Annotated in this window: 15 protein-coding genes; 9 read left to right on the top strand and 6 right to left on the bottom strand. The window is 40.4% G+C overall.

Annotated elements, in window-relative coordinates:
- Positions 1 to 20: 20 nt before the first annotated feature.
- A complete protein-coding gene (locus RID09_RS07735) occupies positions 21 to 905 on the top strand; it encodes a glycosyltransferase family 2 protein (RefSeq protein ID WP_446335367.1) in 885 nt (294 codons plus the stop codon).
- A gap of 47 nt (positions 906 to 952) precedes the next feature.
- On the opposite strand, the gene RID09_RS07740 is transcribed toward RID09_RS07735, so the two are convergent.
- Positions 953 to 2,263 carry a glycosyltransferase family 4 protein gene (locus tag RID09_RS07740; protein ID WP_446335368.1) on the bottom strand — a complete coding sequence of 437 codons (1,311 nt, stop codon included), beginning with the start codon at positions 2,261 to 2,263 and terminating at the stop codon, positions 953 to 955.
- Between the two features lie 2 nt (positions 2,264 to 2,265).
- The gene (locus RID09_RS07745; RefSeq protein WP_446335369.1) at positions 2,266 to 3,279 is read right to left on the bottom strand and encodes a sulfotransferase; all 1,014 of its coding nucleotides are present in this window, start codon (positions 3,277 to 3,279) and stop codon (positions 2,266 to 2,268) included.
- 402 nt (positions 3,280 to 3,681) lie between these two features.
- On the opposite strand from RID09_RS07745, the gene RID09_RS07750 reads away from it, so the two are divergent.
- From RID09_RS07750 to RID09_RS07785, 8 genes are all read left to right on the top strand, one after another.
- The gene (locus tag RID09_RS07750; RefSeq protein WP_446335370.1) at positions 3,682 to 5,517 is read left to right on the top strand and encodes an ABC transporter ATP-binding protein; all 1,836 of its coding nucleotides are present in this window, start codon (positions 3,682 to 3,684) and stop codon (positions 5,515 to 5,517) included.
- 102 nt (positions 5,518 to 5,619) lie between these two features.
- Positions 5,620 to 6,462, top strand: a complete 843-nt coding sequence (locus RID09_RS07755; protein ID WP_446335371.1) for a glycosyltransferase family 2 protein — start codon at positions 5,620 to 5,622, stop codon at positions 6,460 to 6,462.
- A 68-nt stretch (positions 6,463 to 6,530) separates the two neighbouring features.
- Entirely contained in the window at positions 6,531 to 7,790 is a 1,260-nt protein-coding gene (locus RID09_RS07760) for a glycosyltransferase family 4 protein (RefSeq protein ID WP_446335372.1), read from the top strand.
- 99 nt (positions 7,791 to 7,889) lie between these two features.
- Positions 7,890 to 8,252 (top strand): hypothetical protein, encoded by a 363-nt coding sequence (locus RID09_RS07765; RefSeq protein ID WP_446335373.1) that lies wholly within the window; start codon positions 7,890 to 7,892, stop codon positions 8,250 to 8,252.
- A 69-nt stretch (positions 8,253 to 8,321) separates the two neighbouring features.
- Positions 8,322 to 8,696 (top strand): FkbM family methyltransferase, encoded by a 375-nt coding sequence (locus RID09_RS07770; RefSeq protein WP_446335374.1) that lies wholly within the window; start codon positions 8,322 to 8,324, stop codon positions 8,694 to 8,696.
- A gap of 62 nt (positions 8,697 to 8,758) precedes the next feature.
- Positions 8,759 to 9,631 carry a glycosyltransferase family 2 protein gene (locus tag RID09_RS07775; RefSeq protein ID WP_446335375.1) on the top strand — a complete coding sequence of 291 codons (873 nt, stop codon included), beginning with the start codon at positions 8,759 to 8,761 and terminating at the stop codon, positions 9,629 to 9,631.
- A 91-nt stretch (positions 9,632 to 9,722) separates the two neighbouring features.
- A complete protein-coding gene (locus RID09_RS07780) occupies positions 9,723 to 10,706 on the top strand; it encodes a sulfotransferase family protein (protein ID WP_446335376.1) in 984 nt (327 codons plus the stop codon).
- Between the two features lie 42 nt (positions 10,707 to 10,748).
- The gene (locus RID09_RS07785) at positions 10,749 to 11,936 is read left to right on the top strand and encodes a glycosyltransferase family 4 protein (RefSeq protein WP_446335377.1); all 1,188 of its coding nucleotides are present in this window, start codon (positions 10,749 to 10,751) and stop codon (positions 11,934 to 11,936) included.
- Between the two features lie 359 nt (positions 11,937 to 12,295).
- On the opposite strand, the gene RID09_RS07790 is transcribed toward RID09_RS07785, so the two are convergent.
- From RID09_RS07790 to RID09_RS07805, 4 genes are all read right to left on the bottom strand, one after another.
- A complete protein-coding gene (locus RID09_RS07790; protein ID WP_446335378.1) occupies positions 12,296 to 13,360 on the bottom strand; it encodes an exostosin domain-containing protein in 1,065 nt (354 codons plus the stop codon).
- Between the two features lie 435 nt (positions 13,361 to 13,795).
- On the bottom strand, positions 13,796 to 15,016 hold the full coding sequence (locus RID09_RS07795; protein ID WP_446335379.1) for a glycosyltransferase: 1,221 nt from the start codon (positions 15,014 to 15,016) through the stop codon (positions 13,796 to 13,798).
- A gap of 294 nt (positions 15,017 to 15,310) precedes the next feature.
- Positions 15,311 to 16,387 carry an acyltransferase family protein gene (locus RID09_RS07800; RefSeq protein WP_446335380.1) on the bottom strand — a complete coding sequence of 359 codons (1,077 nt, stop codon included), beginning with the start codon at positions 16,385 to 16,387 and terminating at the stop codon, positions 15,311 to 15,313.
- Positions 16,388 to 16,562: 175 nt separating this feature from the next.
- Positions 16,563 to 19,349, bottom strand: a complete 2,787-nt coding sequence (locus RID09_RS07805) for a DUF4114 domain-containing protein (protein ID WP_446335381.1) — start codon at positions 19,347 to 19,349, stop codon at positions 16,563 to 16,565.
- Positions 19,350 to 19,639: the final 290 nt, after the last annotated feature.

A 19,639-nucleotide genomic window follows, 5' to 3' on the forward strand; every position in this document is an offset into this window, starting at 1 on the left:
TTTACTTTAGATGATAAACCATGGAAAGCTTACCTCCATTAGTTAGTATTATTATCCCAACCTACAATACAGCCAAGTATCTTCCAAATACTATAGAGAGTATTTTACAACAAGATTATCAAGCTATAGAAATTATTGTAGTTGATGATGGTTCTACTGATGACACAGTTACTGTCTTAAGAAAATATTTAACTAGGATTAATTATATCCATCAAGGTAATAGTGGTGAATCAAAAGCTAGAAACACAGGTATTAAATCCTCAAAAGGTGATTTTTTAATGTTTGTAGATGCCGATGATTTACTACCGGAAAAAGCAGTTTATACTTTACTAAATAAGATGCTTTCTTTAGGTAGTGACTATTGTCTTATACACGGGGAAATGGAATATTTTGATGACTTAACAAATGAAGTTTTAGGTTATAGTTCGTTTAAAAAAATTTCTACAAATCGAAAAAAATTGTTTGCTAGTATGCAAAATCTAATACTCGCGAGCCTTGTTCGTAGAAAAGCGATAGAAGAAGTAGGAATGTTTGACGAAGATTTACAATATGGCGTGGCGACTAATATAATTCTCAAGCTAGCTAAAATAGGAAAATTTTACAATATAGAAGAATGTGTGTATAAATATCGTAATAGAACAAATTCTCTATCAAAAAGAACAGATGAATATGAAAAATTTTTGGTGTTTATTCAGCAGCGTCGGAATAGCTTGAGAAAAGTACTTAAAGGGGAAAATTTATTCATTCAAGCTGAGGCTTGGTCAGCTTACTATTCCGGTATCAGCATAAAAATGCATCGTTTTAATCGGAATCAAGCTCGTCGCTTTGCTATTAGCGCCTTTCTATTTAATCCATATAAAGGACTAAAAATACTAATAGCTAGTTTTTTGAATAAACTAGGGTAGCTAGATGAGTGTATTAATCCAGAGTAAAAAAAATTTTCATCAACTGATCAACCTCTGTAGTTAATTTTAAAAAAATGTTTGATTAAAGGCTTAATTTCAATTAAAGCAGGAGTTTGATAAAATAAAGGTACAGCTTTCTTGAAAAGTCTCATTCCTTCTCTGAAAAACTTAGCATTATAAAAATAATTCTCTTTCATGGGTTGTGGCATAAGGGGTTTGTCATAGTAAACATCCATGAATAACTCAAACCACTGTCGAGCATTGTTTCGGTAGTCAAATTTTTCTTTAACAAACTGAATTGCGTTTTTACCAAATTGTTGAGCTACTGAAGGGTTATTTAAAAGATATAAAATATTTTTGACTAGCTCCTTATCATTTTTGCAAAGCAACCCTGTTTTTCCATGAACCACAGTGTCAAGTAATCCACCTTGAGCAGCCGAAACAACTGGTGTACCACAGGCTTGGAACTCCACAGCAACTGAACAAAATGTTTCTGTCAAACCGGATGGATTAGCAACTCCCACGTCAGCCTGTTGTAGAATGTCAATCTTCTCAGCGCCGAGTAATCCCATAAAATTCACAGAATCATGTATATTCCCCTTCTCGTCAGACAAGAAGGGGCGTATCCATTGTGCTTCATAACCTTCTTCAGCAATTCCCCATTTTCCTAATTTTTGGTTTAGATCATAGAGTTTACCACTCCCAATGACAATCAGTTTAGCATCGGGTCTATGTTTAAGAATAGAGAACCAAACTCTAGCTAAGTGATGAAAGCCTTTAGCTGGATGAATATTTCCCAAAAACACAACTGTATTTCCGGCTTTTACTATATCTTTTTTTGGAACAAAATTATTAGCATTAAATGGATTAAAAATCAGAACTGATTTTTCAAAAACTTTATGATCTCGCAACAGGTCGAGTTGTTCATGACCCACACAAACATGGGCTTTAATTTGAGGACAGTTGGCAATTTGATTTAATCCTTCCCTATACGGTGTATTATTAGATCTAGCTATGGCTTTTATCTTTAGTTGACGAAGTTTATCATATATTTCATCGTCTCCTTGAGTAGATTTAAAAACAAAAATATCACATCCTTCTTGTTCACTTTTTATCGCGGCATCAACAAGACTCTCAGCCTGATAGACATTTAAAGATGAAGGTAATAAGTTTGGAATATTTGCTAACAGGCAGATATCCAGATGATTTGAATAAAATTTGTTTAAATAGTAGGCTGTAGCAACTGTAGTAAATTCAGTACCACCAATCCCTGGATTTCCCCTTTCTGGAACCCTTAAGTCAACATTCAAATAGCCTCTATTTTGTAGATAAAAGCCGACTCTTATTTTTTCGTTCATGATTAGGTAAGTGGATAATTATAACTCTTCAAGTCTAATTGATATTCTTCCTGTAACTTATCATTCAAGGGAGCAAAATGCTCATGAAGTTTAGCTTGCATGGCTGGACTGATTTTATACTCACCCTTTTTTCCTTCCTTTAAAAAATTAGATACATAGTTAGTCCAAGAATTTGGCAAAAATCTTAGAGACTCTAAGTGAGGTATAAATTTTCTCCTCGCTAATTTTCTATACAAATTATACCGCCCAGATACTGACAAGTTTTCATGTTTGTTTTTGAGCATAGATTGTGTAGTTGCAGAATTAATACCTAAAAATTCCGATATTTTTTCGGCAAAATAGTCAGGGCAATGTACCAAGTCTTCAAAAAGAAACACTCCTATATTCTCTCGACCAAAAAGTTCAGCATAAAGAGTGACGATTCCATAGTAATTTAAAGAGCTAATGTATTTAGTAAACTGATCGTCAAGAGCAATTTTGATCCATTTATCTATAGATACAGGTTTACCAATTCTTACACATCGTGGATCAAAAGGATGATCTCGATACTGAGATATAATTAGTTGAGTTTGATTTCTTATGACTAAGATGATTTTAGCATTGGGAAAAATCTCCTTTAATCGTTCAGCCTTAATTTTGATGTCATCATGAGAAAACAAAACAGAGGTAAAACGTTCATAACTAAATAAGTTAATCTTATCAAACTTTAAGCAAGGTTTTACAGCCTGTTCATAGAGTTTAATGTTATTGCTAAAACGATATTCAAGTCCATCTAACATCACTAAGTTACTGTAAAACAGTCTTAAGGCTTTATCTTTCAAATAAGCGCAATTATAATTTATTTCGTTACTATCTTTTCCTAAATTACCTGTGGGATAAATGCCCAAATTATGAATTTCTGGATGTTTATCAAATAGATGTTTTTGAAAGGTTGTGCTAGCTGCCTTTGCCACTCCTATATGTACGAATATTTTGACTTTTTGCTCTAAAGGTTCCAAAGGCTGACTGTCCACCATAATAAATTAACGGATACAAATTCCATAGGGGAATTATAGCATTTTTAAGTTATTCATGAAAATCAACCCTAGTTTTTAATGACACAAAAAACACTCGTATCTTTTTCCTACTGTTGCCTGGGTGCATATCTCCAAATAAATCCACTATTTTTTGTTTTTGTCAAGATTTTTTACAAAAAGTTACATTAACTGCTCATCAAATGCTTTTTATCCTAAAGCCTCCTGTCGTTATTGAGTTCATCCTTGACTTTAACAGCACTACTTGAATAGTTCCTTAAAACTATGATAATATCTTTACATACAATACTAAAGTGAGACAGGTTGCCAGACAAGAATTAAATAATTAAATTAATTATATCATTATATTTTATAATTGTAATATAGCTTTTAAGGTATATAGCAATGTTTAACTATTTATCCAAGTTTTTGTATGTTCTTCCATCCCGTAAGAACAGTCTCATTCCCTTGGGATTTTTCTTCTTAGTCACTCCTCTGCTAGATACATTAGGCATAGGACTGATTGGACCATTTATCGGATTAGCGACAAACCCAGAGTCAATTCATCAAAATTCCAACACATTCTTTCTGTATCAGCAATTCCAATTGTTTTTTGGCTTAATTTCCATTAATCAGTTTATTATCGTTATTGGTTTAGTTATTATACTTGTTTTTTACAGTAAATCAGCTTTATTTTTATACAGCCAGAGATACATTCATCGATTTGGCTATGGTCAACAAAGAAAACTGAGACTAAAATTAATGGATAGCTATTTAATGGCTCCTTATACTTTTCACCTCAAAACTAACACAGCAATTTTAATTCACAATACATTTAATGAAACCAATCGATTCTGCAATAATATCATGATTCCATTACTTCAAGGAGTCTCTGAATTGATGGTGGTATGTTTTATAGTTGCACTTCTCGCCAACACCGACTTTTTAGCAACAGCAACTATTGCTGGACTCCTGCTCGTAGTATTCTTGATTTATAACCAATTCAAAGGGAAGCTTGTTTACTTTGGCAAAGAATTCTCTGAATCTCAATCTGCCTCTATTCGCATTATCAATCACGCATTGGGAGGATTCAAAGAGACACGAGTAATCGGTTGTGAAGATTATTTCGTTCATCAAGTTGATGAGCAAGCTCAGCGGTATATCAATGCAGGTATTTCCTATAGTATTTTGCAAACTGTTCCACGTCTTCTGGTGGAAGGCAGTTTGATAACATTTTTAATTGGGTTTACGCTAGTCTTTGTTTTAAGTCAAACTTCAAGAGATTTGAATTCAATTCTCGGTGTTTTTGCCGTTGCTTCGATTCGTTTGATTCCGTCGGTCAGCAAAGTCATAATGGCAACTGGGGCACTGCGAAACTCAAAGTATACTTTAGAAAAACTCTATTTCATACTCAAAGAAATAGAGCAGATAAAAAGGCAGAGTTTTTCACCTAAATTCAATACAGATGATTTGCTACACTATTCAGTCACAAATAGTCAAGCAATATCATTTTTTGATCAAATTTCTCTAGAAAAATTAACCTACCGTTATCCTGAATCCCAAGTTGCTAATCTAGAAAATATTACTCTAAATATCAAAAAAGGTCAATCTATTGCATTTATCGGTAAGTCTGGCGCAGGAAAAACTACATTAGTCGATGTAATTTTAGGTCTTTTAATTCCAGAGAGTGGAGACATAAAAGTTGACGGTAAATCTATATACACCAATCTCCGTTCCTGGCAAAACTTAGTGGGCTATATTCCCCAATCTATATTTCTAATCGATGACACATTTGAACGGAATATTGCCTTTGGAGTTCCTGATGATTTGATTGATGAAGAACAATTAACGTATGCGATTCAAACGGCCCAACTAGCAGATTTAGTTGAACAATTACCCCAGGGAATCAAAACAACCCTTGGCGAACGAGGGGTGCGATTATCTGGGGGTCAGCGTCAACGAGTGGGAATCGCCAGAGCGCTCTACCATCAGCGGGAAATTTTAGTGATGGATGAGGCAACAGCTGCCTTGGATACAGAAACAGAAACTTTAGTAACGGAAGCCATTAAGTCTCTCAGTGGCACTAAAACCATGCTGATTATTGCTCACCGCCTGTCTACCATTGAACATTGTGATCAAGTCTATGTCCTAGAACAAGGTCGTATTGTCAAATCCGGGAGTTACCAAGAGGTTGTTTTGGAAGAACAAGACTTGCCTAGCTCAGAGGGAGATTTAAATTAAAATAGTACCAAAATTGTAAAAAATAAATGACTCAGATATAATCATGGGAAAAAGTATCATATCTTGGGATAAGATCAGTTGTGTTTTTAGCACTCAAGAACAATGCCCTCTATTAGCTGCATTATTGTCAACTACAACAAAGAAGCATTTCTGCGGCAAGCCATACTCAGCGTCATCAATCAGACAATGCCAGTGGCTGAAGTTATTGTAGCCGATGATGCTTCGACTGATGGGTCTAGAGAATTAATCACTGCACTAGCTCATGAATACTCCCAAATCAAGCCAATTTTTAGAGAAAAGAATCTGGGAGTCGGTGCTAATCGTGATTTAGCGATTCGGGCGGCTGAAAGCGAACTGATTACTTACCTAGATGGTGATGACTGGTACTCCCCGCAAAAAATAGAGAAGGAGTTTTTAGCACAACAAGGTTACGCTGACGCCATCGCTTATTCTGATATTCAGGTTGTCCGTCATGAAAATGAGTTGATTTGGTATTGGGATACTTCCGGATTCCCGAATCATGATGTCAAGCAACGATTACAATGGTTAGTCACTCTACCGGGTCCCGCTCCTCGAGATATGCTTGTTCCCAAAAAACTCTACTTAGAAGCAGGTGGTATCCAGCATGGTAAAAATCTACACGAAGATTGGGACTACCAACTCCGCCTGGCAGCGTATCCGAATCCCTGGGTTCATTCTGGTATAGTCGGAGTCAATTATCGCCTAACGGACTCCGGTTTAGCCAAAACCAACTCACTATCCGCCCATGTTCAAGCCCAAGCTCGGATACTCATGTCCAATCACAAATTACTCACAGAGCAGATTGGAGTACACAATTTCTGGTGGGCGATGGCTCAGGTGTATTGGCGAGGAACACGTTCTGCCCTGGGCATTCGCAGTAAATTAAGAAAAATTAAGACTTATTTGTCATCAGATAAAATTTAGGGAAAATGTTTAGTCAATATAAATTGATGTGATATGATAATACTTCTTAATTGATGGGTTGCAGTTAGATGCGAGTTTTACATTTGAGTACGTCTGACATTGGTGGTGGTGCTGCCATTGCTGCTCATCGACTGCATCAGGGATTACAACACTTTGGCGTCAATTCGCAAATGCTGGTAGAAAGGAAGCGGAGTGATGATCCACTCGTGTTTGCTCCCAGAACCAATTTAAGCAAAGCGTTGGGTGTTCTTAAGCCGACATTAGATCGCTTGCCTTTGCGATTGTATCGTCACTGTGACCACAGGAGACTCTCTCTGGAATGGCTCCCCGATGGTATCCAGTCAAAAATTACTCAACTAACGCCTGATATCATTAATCTCCATTGGATTTGTGAAGGCTTCTTAAAAATTGAAACCCTTGCCAAGTTACAGCAACCTCTGGTCTGGACGCTTCATGATATGTGGCCCTTTACCGGTGGATGCCATTATAACCAAGAATGCGATCGCTATACCAATTCTTGCGGTGCCTGTCCGCAAATACAACAGAGTCAAAACTGGGATTTATCACGCTGGGTATGGCAACGTAAATGTAAAGCGTGGAAAAGGATTAATCTCACAATCGTAACTCCTAGCCACTGGTTAGCCAACTGTGCAAAGTCTAGTTCCCTATTTAAGGATCGACGAGTGGAAGTGATTCCGAATGGTCTCGATACTAAACAGTATAAGCCCATCAATAAACGCTTAGCGCGAGAAGTTCTAAACTTACCTCAGGATAAACAACTCATTCTATTTGGAGCAATAGGAGCGACAAGCGATTCCCGCAAGGGATTTCATCAGCTTCAACTAGCCTTAAATCATCTGAGTCAATCCGGATGGCAAAAAAATACAGAGGTCGTTGTTTTTGGCTCATCTAAACCTGAAAATTCTATTGATTTAGGTTTTAGAACTCATTACCTCGGCTATTTTCACGATGATATTGCTCTAGCACTTGTCTATTCAGCCGCCAACGTCATGATTGTGCCATCAACTCAGGAAGCGTTTGGTCAAACAGCTTCTGAGTCTCTCGCCTGTGGCACACCCGTTGTTTGTTTTGATTCAACAGGGTTAAAAGATATTGTTGAACATGAAAGAAACGGTTATCGCGCCCAATGTTTTCGTGCTGAAGATTTAGCAAAAGGAATCGCATGGGTATTGCAAGATGAAGATCGTTGGCAACATCTGTCATGTAGAGCTAGAGAAAAAGTGGAGCGAGAATTTACCATAAAAATTACCGCGAATAGATACATGACGCTATATAAAGAAGTTTTAAATCTAACGAGGAATAATTAGGTGTATTATTAATCTGTACAATTCTCAACAGTATAACTTGAGTTTTCTAATAGGGGAAGTAAACATAAAATGAGCATTCACAAGAGTTATCACAGATACTTGGCACAAATCCAAAAATTTGTCAAAGACAAAAGCTTTAAACCTTATCAAATCAAAAAAACAGTCGAAGGAGCCACTTATCAGTTTGTCATTGGTGATTTAGAAGGTCAAGAATGGTACTTCTCTTCTCCCCAAGAAAAAGAGTGTCAATTAAATCAAGAAATGAAATTCTTGAAAGAGAAAATAGTCAAGCCTGGAGATATTATTCTTGAATGTGGTACTCATCATGGATGGACAACACTACTTCTCTCTAAATGGGTTGGGCAAATTGGTCAAGTTATTGGGTTTGAACTAAATCCCAAAAATGCAGAAATCGCCCAAGAAAATATGAAGATAAACGCAATAGATAATGTGACAATATAACCAAAGGGAACAGGAGCAAAAAATGAAAAGGTGAATATGTTTCGCAAATCCAATGCATCAGTGATACCAATGAATATTATGTCCTTTGGGATGGTGAAAAACCTCATTTACGGAGTAGAAGAAGTGGAGATAGTCTCCCTGGATAGTTATGTTCAACAACACAATATCATGCCAACAGTGCTAAAAATTGATGTTGAAGGTTACGAAACTGAAGTACTAAAAGGCGCAAAAAATATCCTTAAAAGCGCTCCTAAGCTCGAAATTGAAATTCATACAGAAGTTTTGTCTCGACAGAACACCTCAGTTCAAGAAATTTTAAAGCTAATTGATGTCAGTCGCTATCAGTGCTGGATTCAATGGGATGAATTTGAAGCTCCGATAGAGTTTGATCCCAAACAAGAAATCCCCAAGCGAGTTCATTTATTTGCAATTCCTAGATCATAAAGAACGCTTTAGTAATCTTCGCAAAAACAAGAACTGACATAATCTGAACCATAGGATAATTAATGATTTGTGATGATCGCACTGCCGTCCTGATCACCTGCCATAATCGTAAACCCAAGACATTGGCTTGTCTAGAGGCTTTATTTAACCAGGCAATGCCCAGTGATTTGACAATCGATGTTTATCTAGTCGATGATGGCAGCACCGACGGTACAGCCGAGGCGGTACAACAGACTTATCCCCAAGTAAAAATATTACCAGGGGATGGGACTCTATACTGGAACCGGGGAATGCACAAAGCGTTTGCTGAAGCACTCCAGCACGACTATGACTACTACCTCTGGCTAAACGATGATACCCTACTTTACCCAGATGCTCTATCCTGCCTCTGGCAAACTTCCCACAACCTAGCCAAACAAGGGTATAAAAAAGCCATTATCGTTGGTTCCACCCACCATCCCGAAACAGGCAAACTCACTTATGGGGGAGTTGTGCGAAGTACTCGTTGGCATCCCTTTAAATATCGCCTAGTGGAACCCAGTACAGAACCCCAACCAGCTGAAACCCTAACGGGTAACTGCGTATTGATCCCCCGTGTCGTTGTGCAAATCCTGGGAAACTTAGATCCCACCTTCAGTCATAGCATTGGCGACACCGACTATGGCTTGCGATCGCAACGTCAAGGGTGTAGTGTTTGGGTAGCACCCGGGTATGCTGGGAAATGCCAGACGAACCCACCCCAAGGACACCCCTGGCATGATCCCGGATTCACATTAAAGCAGCGATGGCAAGCCGTTACTGATAAAAAGGGTTTACCCCCCAGAGAGTCAAAAATATTTTGCCAACGTCATGCTGGCTGGTTATGGTGGTTCTATTGGTTACTCCCCTATTTACGGTTAGGGTTAGTTTCACTGTTACCTAAAGCGAATAAATAAAAAGAAACGTTGAATACAACAGCCACATATAATGTTAATTCTATACTATAATATCGTCCTATCGCATCTACTCAATTGAGTAATTTACCACATGACTCAAACATCACTTAAAAACATACCTCCTGTTTTTATTGTCAGTTCAGGAAGAGCAGGCACTACCTTGTTAAGGGGACTTTTGAATGGTAGCAATCAAATTCATATTCCTCCAGAAAGTGATTTTATTACTAGGGTGTACCCCTTCTATCACAACAAGCAACATTTTAGTGACGAGGATTACCGGCAAATCATCAAACTTTTCATTAATACTTCTGAAGATAATGGATGGGAGATGACAGAAAACTATTTGTTGACTTGTTTGCATGAACAGTCTCCCCAAAGCTTTGCTGATATCAATTCCACTATCTATAAAGCTTATCTCCAAAAAGTTGGACTAGAAACTCAGCAATGGGGAATCAAACGCCCTGTGTTAATTGCCGGGATTGATAGAATTATTAACACTTTCCCTGAAGCTAAGATTGTCCACGTTGTCAGAGATGGTAGAGATGTTTCGTTATCTTATAAAGAAATTCATCAGAAGGGTGCTATCAAATTTGGTCCTAAAGGCGTCGTAACCAATGCGCTTTACTGGATTGACGGACTCAGACGTATTGAAGAAATTAATGATATCGATTCTTATGAACTGCGCTATGAAGACTTATTAACTGATCCTGCCGCAGAATTAAAAAAAATTTGTGCATTTTTAGGCATAGACTACGAAAAATTTGTTACCGATCAAAGTAATTTAATAACCAGCAAAAATACAGTATTAAAGACTCAAGAAAAATTATTTATCCGGAAGATTAGTGAAATCAAGCCAACAAATACGAAAAAGTATTTAGCTAAGATGTCCAAGCTCAATCGGTTCATCTATGAATTAATTGCAGAACCTTATTTAAGAAAATATAACTATCCAATTGAATTTAAGATCGTCAGTTTTCCGATCTGGCTCCCGTTAAGAAATATTGCCTACATAGGTGCCAGACTATTTAACAACTGGCGATATAACAGACGTGATATCGAAACCTATAATAAATGAGCAAATATGTAGATCATCCTTATAGAGGTCAGTAAAGTGAATGTGAAGAATTCCATCCCTATCGCTTGGTTGCTTCCCTCAATGGAACGACAAAATTACTGGCAGCCACTATTCAAGGAATTTACCAAAACCTTTCCACAAACCACCGTTTATACTGGATTTTGGGAAGGATTTGTTCCAGGTTTAGAAGGATCATTTACTGTTGAAGTTGTGGGCAAAACGGAGTTTAAACCTAGCCGTCAAGGTATTGGTTACAGTCCCGGCTTGATACATGTATCCCCTAAGATTATTGGTTATCTGCTCAAGTTTCGACCTCAAGTTATTTTTGTCAGTGGTTTCTCCCTGTGGACACTCCTCACCTTACTATTTAAACCCATAGGGCAATGGAAAGTAGTCATTGTTTACGATGGCAGTTCACCAACCATAGATTATATCAATTCCAGACCCCGTTTAATCCTGCGAAGCACGATGGTTGGCTTCACGGATGCTTTCATCACAAATACAAGTGGTGGTAAAACATATCTAACCAAAATACTGGGCGCTGAAGCACATCGAGTTTTTGCTCGACCCTACCAAGTACCAGATGTCAAAACCTTGTTAGGACAGCAAGAAGAAGAATTAAACAGTGAATCTCATTTGTCTCGTCCAATTTTCTTATTTGTCGGAAAACTCCTTCACCGCAAAGGGTTACAGTTTCTGTTAAAAGCCTGCGCTATTCTTAAGAAACAGGGTTATCAGAACTATACCTTGCTTATCGTAGGTGATGGAGAACAACGAGAAGAATTGAAAGCCTATAGTCAAAACCAGGGTTTGACCGATTGTGTAAACTGGGCGGGTTGGGGAAACTATGATAAACTAGGGGCATATTTCCGCACAGCCGATGTTTTTGTATTTCCCACTTTAGAAGATATCTGGGGAGTGGTTTTGCTGGAAGCGATGGCATTTGGTAAACCTATCTTGTGTTCCAAATGGGCAGGTTCTTCGGAACTGGTCGTTGACGGAGAAAATGGTTATATATTTGATCCTTATAATCCTGAAAAATTAGCTGAATACATGAGATGTTTTATCGATCATCCAGATTTAATTTTGTCAATGGGTCAACAATCGCAGCAGCTAATTGCCCAGCACGATCCAGAAGCTGCTGCTAAGTTCCTGGTGGAAGTGACACATTTTGCTTTGAACCATCGTAGGGGCGACCCGCCGAACAAAATCAATACAACCAACCCATAAATCTTATCGGGTCGCCCTGAATCAAGTATCTGTAATTAGGGCTTGCTGCATAAGTGCGTAAGGTAGACCAGATAGGGGTTTCAAGCCATTTTTCGACCAAACAAGTGCAAGGTTTTTACACTACCACCCTCTTGTATCCTGGACTTTTCGCCGACCTAAGCACCAAATTTTCCCTCGACCGAGGGTTGAAACCATTGCCCATTGCCTATTCCCTATTGCCTCTCCCCACCACAAGACTTATTCAGCAGACCCTAATTATCTCACACCGCATACATTCAGACAGGGGCGAGTCGAGACACATTAATTCTCACGCCGTCACGTTTGCTCAGCGACTCGCCCCTACACATCCCTACACATCCCTACATATTCCTAAATATTCCTACATGTCCTTTCCTGATTTTCCCAAATACCTCTGGATAAAACCGCGCTGGTGTCAACTGTTCAAAAAGTGACCGTAACTGTCGCTGCAAATCGCAAAATTCCGATGGAGAAAACTGAGAATGCCATTCCCACAACCGATCTGGTAACTCCTGCAAACGGGTAGATGGAACTCTGACAATGAACTGATCCCACGGGATCTCATCCTCTAAGGGCAACATACAATCTGTATCTATCAATATCGGAATCTTACCTAGAGACAGGGCTTCATAGAATCGCCAACTATAATTGTCCGCCCCCCGAACACAAAGAGCATAAGCATTACGCTGCAAGTTATCCAGGAATTGGTGACGCCTATCTCCCTGTACCCTAGGTTGCAGCCCCATCGTTCCCCGCCCGAGAAAATCGGTCTTAATCCGAGAATCTCGTTCCAATACCTGCATCGCATCCACTCGCAACGGGTAACAACAGGTCATGCGAATACCGCGAGTCGTAGCACAGAAAAAATTAGCCGCCATCTGACGAGTCAGATTGTTAGGTATCATCTTCCAGATCGCTAGCCCTAAAGTCCCCCCCTCACGACCACAAAAACTCACGCTGGGCAAGTCTTCCTTTTTCATCGGTTGCCAGTCGCAGATACCTAATTCTGTCATCAGATCAAACCCATCCCCACCGAGAAACGCTGGACTAATAATCGCTCCTAGCTCCTGTAGTGAGCGATACCAAGAGAAGCGGATAATATAGTCAAGCCACATAGGTTTCCGCCGCTCATGACTGATATCAAAACCAATGGAGGATAATCCGCATTTGGAAACTCTCGCACCAATCTCTTTGAGCCGTTTAGGGGAATAGAAAGAAACATTAGACGGTAATATAAACCCATCAGCCTCTTCATCTTCAACAATTTCAAATGTCTCTCGCACGGCTTGGTTAAATTTGGGTGAATAAGCACCACGCCATGCTTTGAGGATGGGGCACCCGTCTGGTAATTTATCCTCCTGTGCCAATTCAATGCCGAGAGTGGTCAGTTTCAGTTGGCGTTCCATAACTGTGATATCTTCTCCCTACCTTCATTCAGCCTGATACCAAGTTGCGTTCTATCATGTCATTCTGAGCGAAGCGAAGAATCTGGACAGATGCTTCGCTTCACTCCGTTTCACTGCGTTTTGCTCAGCATGACAGATTCTACCTTAGACTGCAACTTGGTATGATGCCATGAAAAGTAAGCCTCTTAAGCTGTCACGCATTTAAATTAGGAATCGGTAGCGAGCAAGATACTCGCATTACAACGGTTTTGCAGTTGTTGACATTAAGGTTTAAATACAGCGCTTCGCGCTGCTATGAGGTACAGTAACAACAATGAGCAAACCAATTTCTGGCTAGCAGTTCCCAAGTGCGTGAGGTACACCTAAATGTAGGGGCGCAAGGCTTGCGCCCTCACGCCTGTACCTAAAAGGTCGCCAACCGCTGTATCGAACAGCTTACTCTATTGGCAACTTCAGATAAATCTCAGCCCAGACTTCTCCCTTAACATCCCAATCATATATCTCCTTGACCCACTTTTGACCTGCCTGTCCCAGACAAACCCTTAACTTTTGGTCATTCGCTAAACAAGCCATCGCCTCTGCCAACCCCTGCACCGCCTGCTCCGGATTCAATGCTGGCACTTTAATTCCGGTTTCCGCCGTAACCTGAGTGGCGGGTCCACCTAAATCTAAACAAATGACTGGACGCCCTGCTGCCATTCCCTCCAAACACGTCAACCCCCCAGAGTCGTGCAAGCTAGGATGAACAAGGATGTGGCATTTGCCTAACCGTTCCAAAGATTGCTCACGGGGCAAATTTCCCAAAAACCGGACTTGGGACGCAACCCCTAACTCCTCAGCTAAGGCTTGCAGCCGTTCGCGTTCCGCTCCATCCCCCAGCAACCAATACTCCGCATCTGACAGATTAGCTTTAGCAAAGGCACGCACCGCTAGGTGATAGCCTTTCCAGTGCAATAACCTGCCCATACTGATAAATCTTACAGGGGAAGACTCAGACATGGGACATTGTTCTAGACGAGCTAGTTCTGGTTTAGATAAGCCGATTTGAGACAACACCTGCACCTTATTGGCTCCCAACTTTGACAAACGTTGGGCAGTTTCCGCCGTTGTTGCCAATGCTAATATGCTTCGCTGTGCCGTAATCCGAGTAAATGGATCTATTTCACCCAATCGTTGAGCCGAATCTCGCAGCGTTTCGTAGACCTTTCCCCGTAGACTAAAATCAGCCCAAAACAGCTTAGGAGCCTGTTCCCCCCCACCAACAGGTCCCCAAATAAAGGGAACGGGTAATAATGACAGGAAACTGGGCGACCAAAACTTGACATAAGTAACATGATGAGCAACGTCAAAACCAATCTGCTCATGCAACGGACGCGCTACGAAATAAGCTTGAATCTGCCAAAGGTAGTAGTGAAGTTGAACAGCGCCTTGTTTATTTCTCCAATCTTCTGTCCAATTCAGGGGATCAAAGTAGATAAAGTGCAAATTAGGGACAGGATGACGAACAAGTTCTGCCTCAATAGTTGAGCGAAAAATCGTTCGAGTGAGTATCCAAGTCTGGTGATACTTAGCGAGTGCCAACGCTGTATTCCAGCCGACTCCTTCCTCGGAGCCACAACCGGGTTCACAGGTATAGGCGGATACTAAAATTTTCATTAACGGAGTACCTCTTGGTCAAAAAAAAGACATTCCTCATTTAAGTCTCTACAAACAGAATTACACATCCTTGATCCAAGAAGGAAACACCTTTTGTCTTCCTGTAGGGACAATCGGCTTACACCACAGAGAAACTGGAATCCACTCAATTTTATGGGGTCGCCCTAATACTTGCTTTACCAAGAACCTACTGGTTTTACACAGCTAAAATTGTGGAATAGATTTTGCTGTAAAACCGGGCGCAAGCCTTGCGCCCCTACAATTCTAATCCACCAATTAAGGTGTGCCACGACACTACGTTAGCTTACGAGGCAGCAATTTCGCTCTTAATACTGTAATCAATGGTTTTTCAATATAAGAGTAGACCAAACATCCTAATCCTATCGTTAACGTGAAAATTATCAGAGCCACCGCATTGATGACTAGAGGAGGTGACGTGACTACACTTGAATTTAATTTGGTCATAACCTTGGCAATATTACTTACAAAAAAACCATGCGTCAAATAAATAGAATATGAAGCATTTCCGATATAAACCAAGAATACAGGAATTTTAATAGCTTTGTTTATTTCAACAGCGGCAGAACCAAGAATCAGTAAACCAAAAGCCAAAGCCCACATTATCCCCGTTCCGTCATCTATTACCTGGCTTTGATACATGGTCAAAAATAATGCCAAGAGGAACGTCGCTAAGTAATTAAAAAATAAACCTCTTTTAAAAGTTATTTTTTGGGTCGATATGATATAAGCAATTAATCCCCCTAGTAAAAATTCTAAATTAATTGTATTGAAGATCAAGTTCAAGATTGGTATACCTTGAAAGCTTCCTATAAACCAAACCGAATTAATCAAAATACCTGTTGTCCACAAGATAAATAATGGTAAAAAACGTTTATATCCTACAACCATTAATATGCCAAAAAGAATATAAAAGAAAACTTCGTAACTCAAAGTCCAACTTACATTTAGCAATCGCTCTTTTTGAGGATAAAGTAAAATACTCTTAAGGAAGCTTAAAAAACTTAAATCATAAGTGCTATTCCTATAATTTAGAAAAAATAATGCCACAATTTTGCATATTAAAATAGTCCAATATAAAGGATATACACGTATAAAACGCTTCAAAATATAGGACTTTATCTTATTCGGATGACCGATGTCACTTTGGTGAACATAGTATATAATAAATCCACTTAAAACAAAGAAAAAATCTACCCCTATCCAACCGACTCCACCAATATTAAAAAAAAATTCTTGTTGATTAAATTGCTGAGATAGTATTACGCTTCCATGAAAAAACAATACTAGGATTGCTGCTAAACCTCGATATACCTGTAAAAGATCGATTCTTTTTAAATTGCTATTCTTCATGATAGATTGATGTATGACAAAAGACTTAATTTCATGGTTGCATTTGAACAATTCTTTGGCAATGATACTATGTCTTTATGTTCGTATAGAGGGTAGAATGGTTCAATAAAAATAATCGCTTATTTCCTAACGATCATTCAGGGACTCGCCCCTTCACCCTCCTATTTGGAACTTCCTAAATAAAAGTCACCTGAACTACCATATCATTATAATCGCGATCGCCTCCATTCCATTCATCCTCAAACCCAATGGTATTATCCCCCAAAAGGCGAACGTGGTCTACCCCATCCGGGTTAGCTCCCATAAAGGCAAAATAAGCCATCACGTCTTCACCACTCTGATTAAGGGGATTCTTGGTCAAAAACTCCTCTGCTGTACCATCAGCAATGATAAAGGGAGCAACTAACGTCCCAGCCGGGAGTCCCGCGTTTGTGTCTAATCGTTGGCGAACCGCCGCCTCGGCATAACCGGGATCACCGGGGCGCAGATCCCCAATGCGACCATCCGGGTCATCAATGAGATAAAATCCAAAATTATTGTCATAGTCCGCTTCACTATTCACGCCAAACTGAGCCGGAATCATACCCGTTACCTGATCCCGTAAATCAATAATTTCCCCTTCTTGCCCTCCTTGTAACTGAGTGCCAAATCCTGGCTCAGTCTCCGTGAGTTGAACATTGAAAACTAAGTCTTTAAAGTCCCAGTCTTCCCCATCTTCCCACGCCAGGTTATACCGATTATTACCCCGTTCGGATACCTGTACACGGTCGAACTGATCCCCATTGGCAGAGGTCAAGCCCAAAAACACGTTGTCAGGCGTCCCTCCAGCCGCTAACTCAAATTTTACTGTATCCGTGGTACTATTTCTGACTAGGTAAAACCCAAATTCCTGACCCCCATCTACCCCAAATTTACGGGTGAAACTTAAATCAGGAAACTGGTTCCCAGGAAGCACGGAGAAAATAACTTGAGATTGGTTGAGGGCGGCTTCCAGATACCCAGCTTCCCCAGGAGCGATACCGTTAATATAACCCGACTCATCATCCACCAAAAAAATGCCAATTTCATTAACCCAATTGGTGTCGCGTCCGGTTAAATCAAATTGAAGTTGAACCGCATCTGAGTCTCCGGCGACGAGGAAAACATTCTCGGATGTGCGACTCAGTGCTGGTTCTTGGATAGGTACAGGTTTAGGTACAGGTTCGGGTACAGGTTTGGGTACAGGGTTGGTTATGCTATCCGTGGTTCCCTGGGTGGAGATAGCAGAGGAATCACCAATTTCGTTAATTGCCCTCAGGCGATAGTAATATTGCGTGTTCGCCGTTAAGTCGGTATCCCGGTAACGGGTAACATCAGCCCCTGTGGTAGCTACTACCGTCCAATTCTCTTGGTCGCGCGATCGCTCAATCTTAAATCCTGTTTCATCATTACTATTATCCGCCCATGTCAATTCAATTTCTGTAGCAGAAACCGCCGTTAAGCTCAAGTCATCTGGAGCAGTAGGAGCAGTATCTCTAGAACGGCTAATCACAGCTCCCGCTGTCACCTCTGGATTCCCCGGTCTGGGAGGGGTTTGTACCGCCTCCCCATTATCAGTAAACGAACCGAGGTTCGGGTCAATCAGCGTTACCCCCTCGGTCACCTTTTTGTCATCAGGATTGGGATATAAGGATTGAACATTTCCCCCGCCATCACTAAACTCTTCTCCCGTGTGATGGTTAATATTCCAAGGATTGCCTCCATTATTGGCAACATTATCAGTAACTAGGGTATTGGTGAGTGTAACATTTGATCCACCTCCCCAAAATCCTGCCCCCATAAACCCAGCATAATTATTGGCAATGGTTGTGTTCGCGATATTAGTCGGACTAGAGCCATTCGCTAGAGTAATTGCCCCACCCAAACCCTTTGTCCCGTCTGCTGACTCAGCTCGGTTTCCATAAAATGTACTATTCTCAATCGTAACGGGTGAAACTTCTCCAATCCACAAGCCACCGCCTTGCTGGTGCGCCTGATTATTGGCAAACGTAGTATTGCGGACAATTAACTCTCCATTCCCATGACGCAATCCACCACCAATGGCGATGCCTTGATCATCTGCAATAACCTGATTATTGATTATGGTGCTATTTTCAACAATCACTTGGTCGGAGGCATAAACAAAAAGGAATAGTCCTCCTCCTCCCCGTACCGCTGTATTGCCATCAAAGCGACTGTTGCGAATTTCAATTTTGCCAGACGTGCTGCTATCTGCCGTTTCCGAAGCTCCATCGGTGTAGATTGCACCACCACTCCCCGTGGAGTTGTTTTGGGTGAAGGTAGAGTTTTCGACAATCAGACCCTCTAAAACGGTGTTAATTGCGCCACCATTAACGCCAGTGTTATTGATAAACTCGCTATCTTTCACAGTCAGGAAGCCTGCACCAGCAAGAGCGATTGCGCCTCCACCCCGTTCGCTTGTACCCGATAACCCATTCGCTAGTGTGCTATTCCCCTCAAATGTAGAGCTAATCACAGTCGCGGTACTGCGCCAACGCCCATAAATAGCACCGCCTCCTTCACCGTTGGCATGATTATTCTTGAATTCACTATTTTCTACGGTTAGTTTGGTTCCACCTTGCAGCCAAACTCCTCCCCCTGCACCGTCTTCACCTTTCTCTGTTGTCTTTCCATTGGCAATAACCAGATGCTTAAGGGTTACTTCTACGGGTTCCCATGTGGGATTACCTTGAAGAAAAAACACACGAGAGGTGTTATTCCCACTGATGGTTAAACCTGGGGCATTTTCCCCATCAATAATCAGGTCTTTCTCAACTTCGAGTTGACCACTGGTGAGGGTAATGGTCTTATTGGCTAGACTCGAAGCAAATTTAATCCTATCCCCGGGTTGAGCTTGCGCGATCGCAGCTCTCAGAGAACCCGCTCCACTGTCAGCAGCGCTTGTTACCGTAATGGTAGTCATAATTTTTTCTATAAATGCACCCGTTTTTTGCCAGATTGAATCTCTCCCTTGCCTAGAACCTGAAACTTAACGTGAAGTCTAGGTCAGGGGATTCTACACAGGGTGTCACTGTATTAATTCATCATGAATTTTGGATTACTCCTCATCACCCATGCACAATGATGTGAATTAAGCAGCTTCACCGAGTTGGCTTATATCATGTTTCAAGTCTCTCGACTTGTTCAAATTTTGCTCGTTAAACTGAACCCTGTAATTATATTTTCTCTGTCTGTAGTAAAAATACTTGGTTT

Origin of the sequence: Coleofasciculus sp. G1-WW12-02 (genome assembly GCF_040219735.1) — a bacterium.
Lineage (GTDB): Bacteria > Cyanobacteriota > Cyanobacteriia > Cyanobacteriales > Coleofasciculaceae > Coleofasciculus.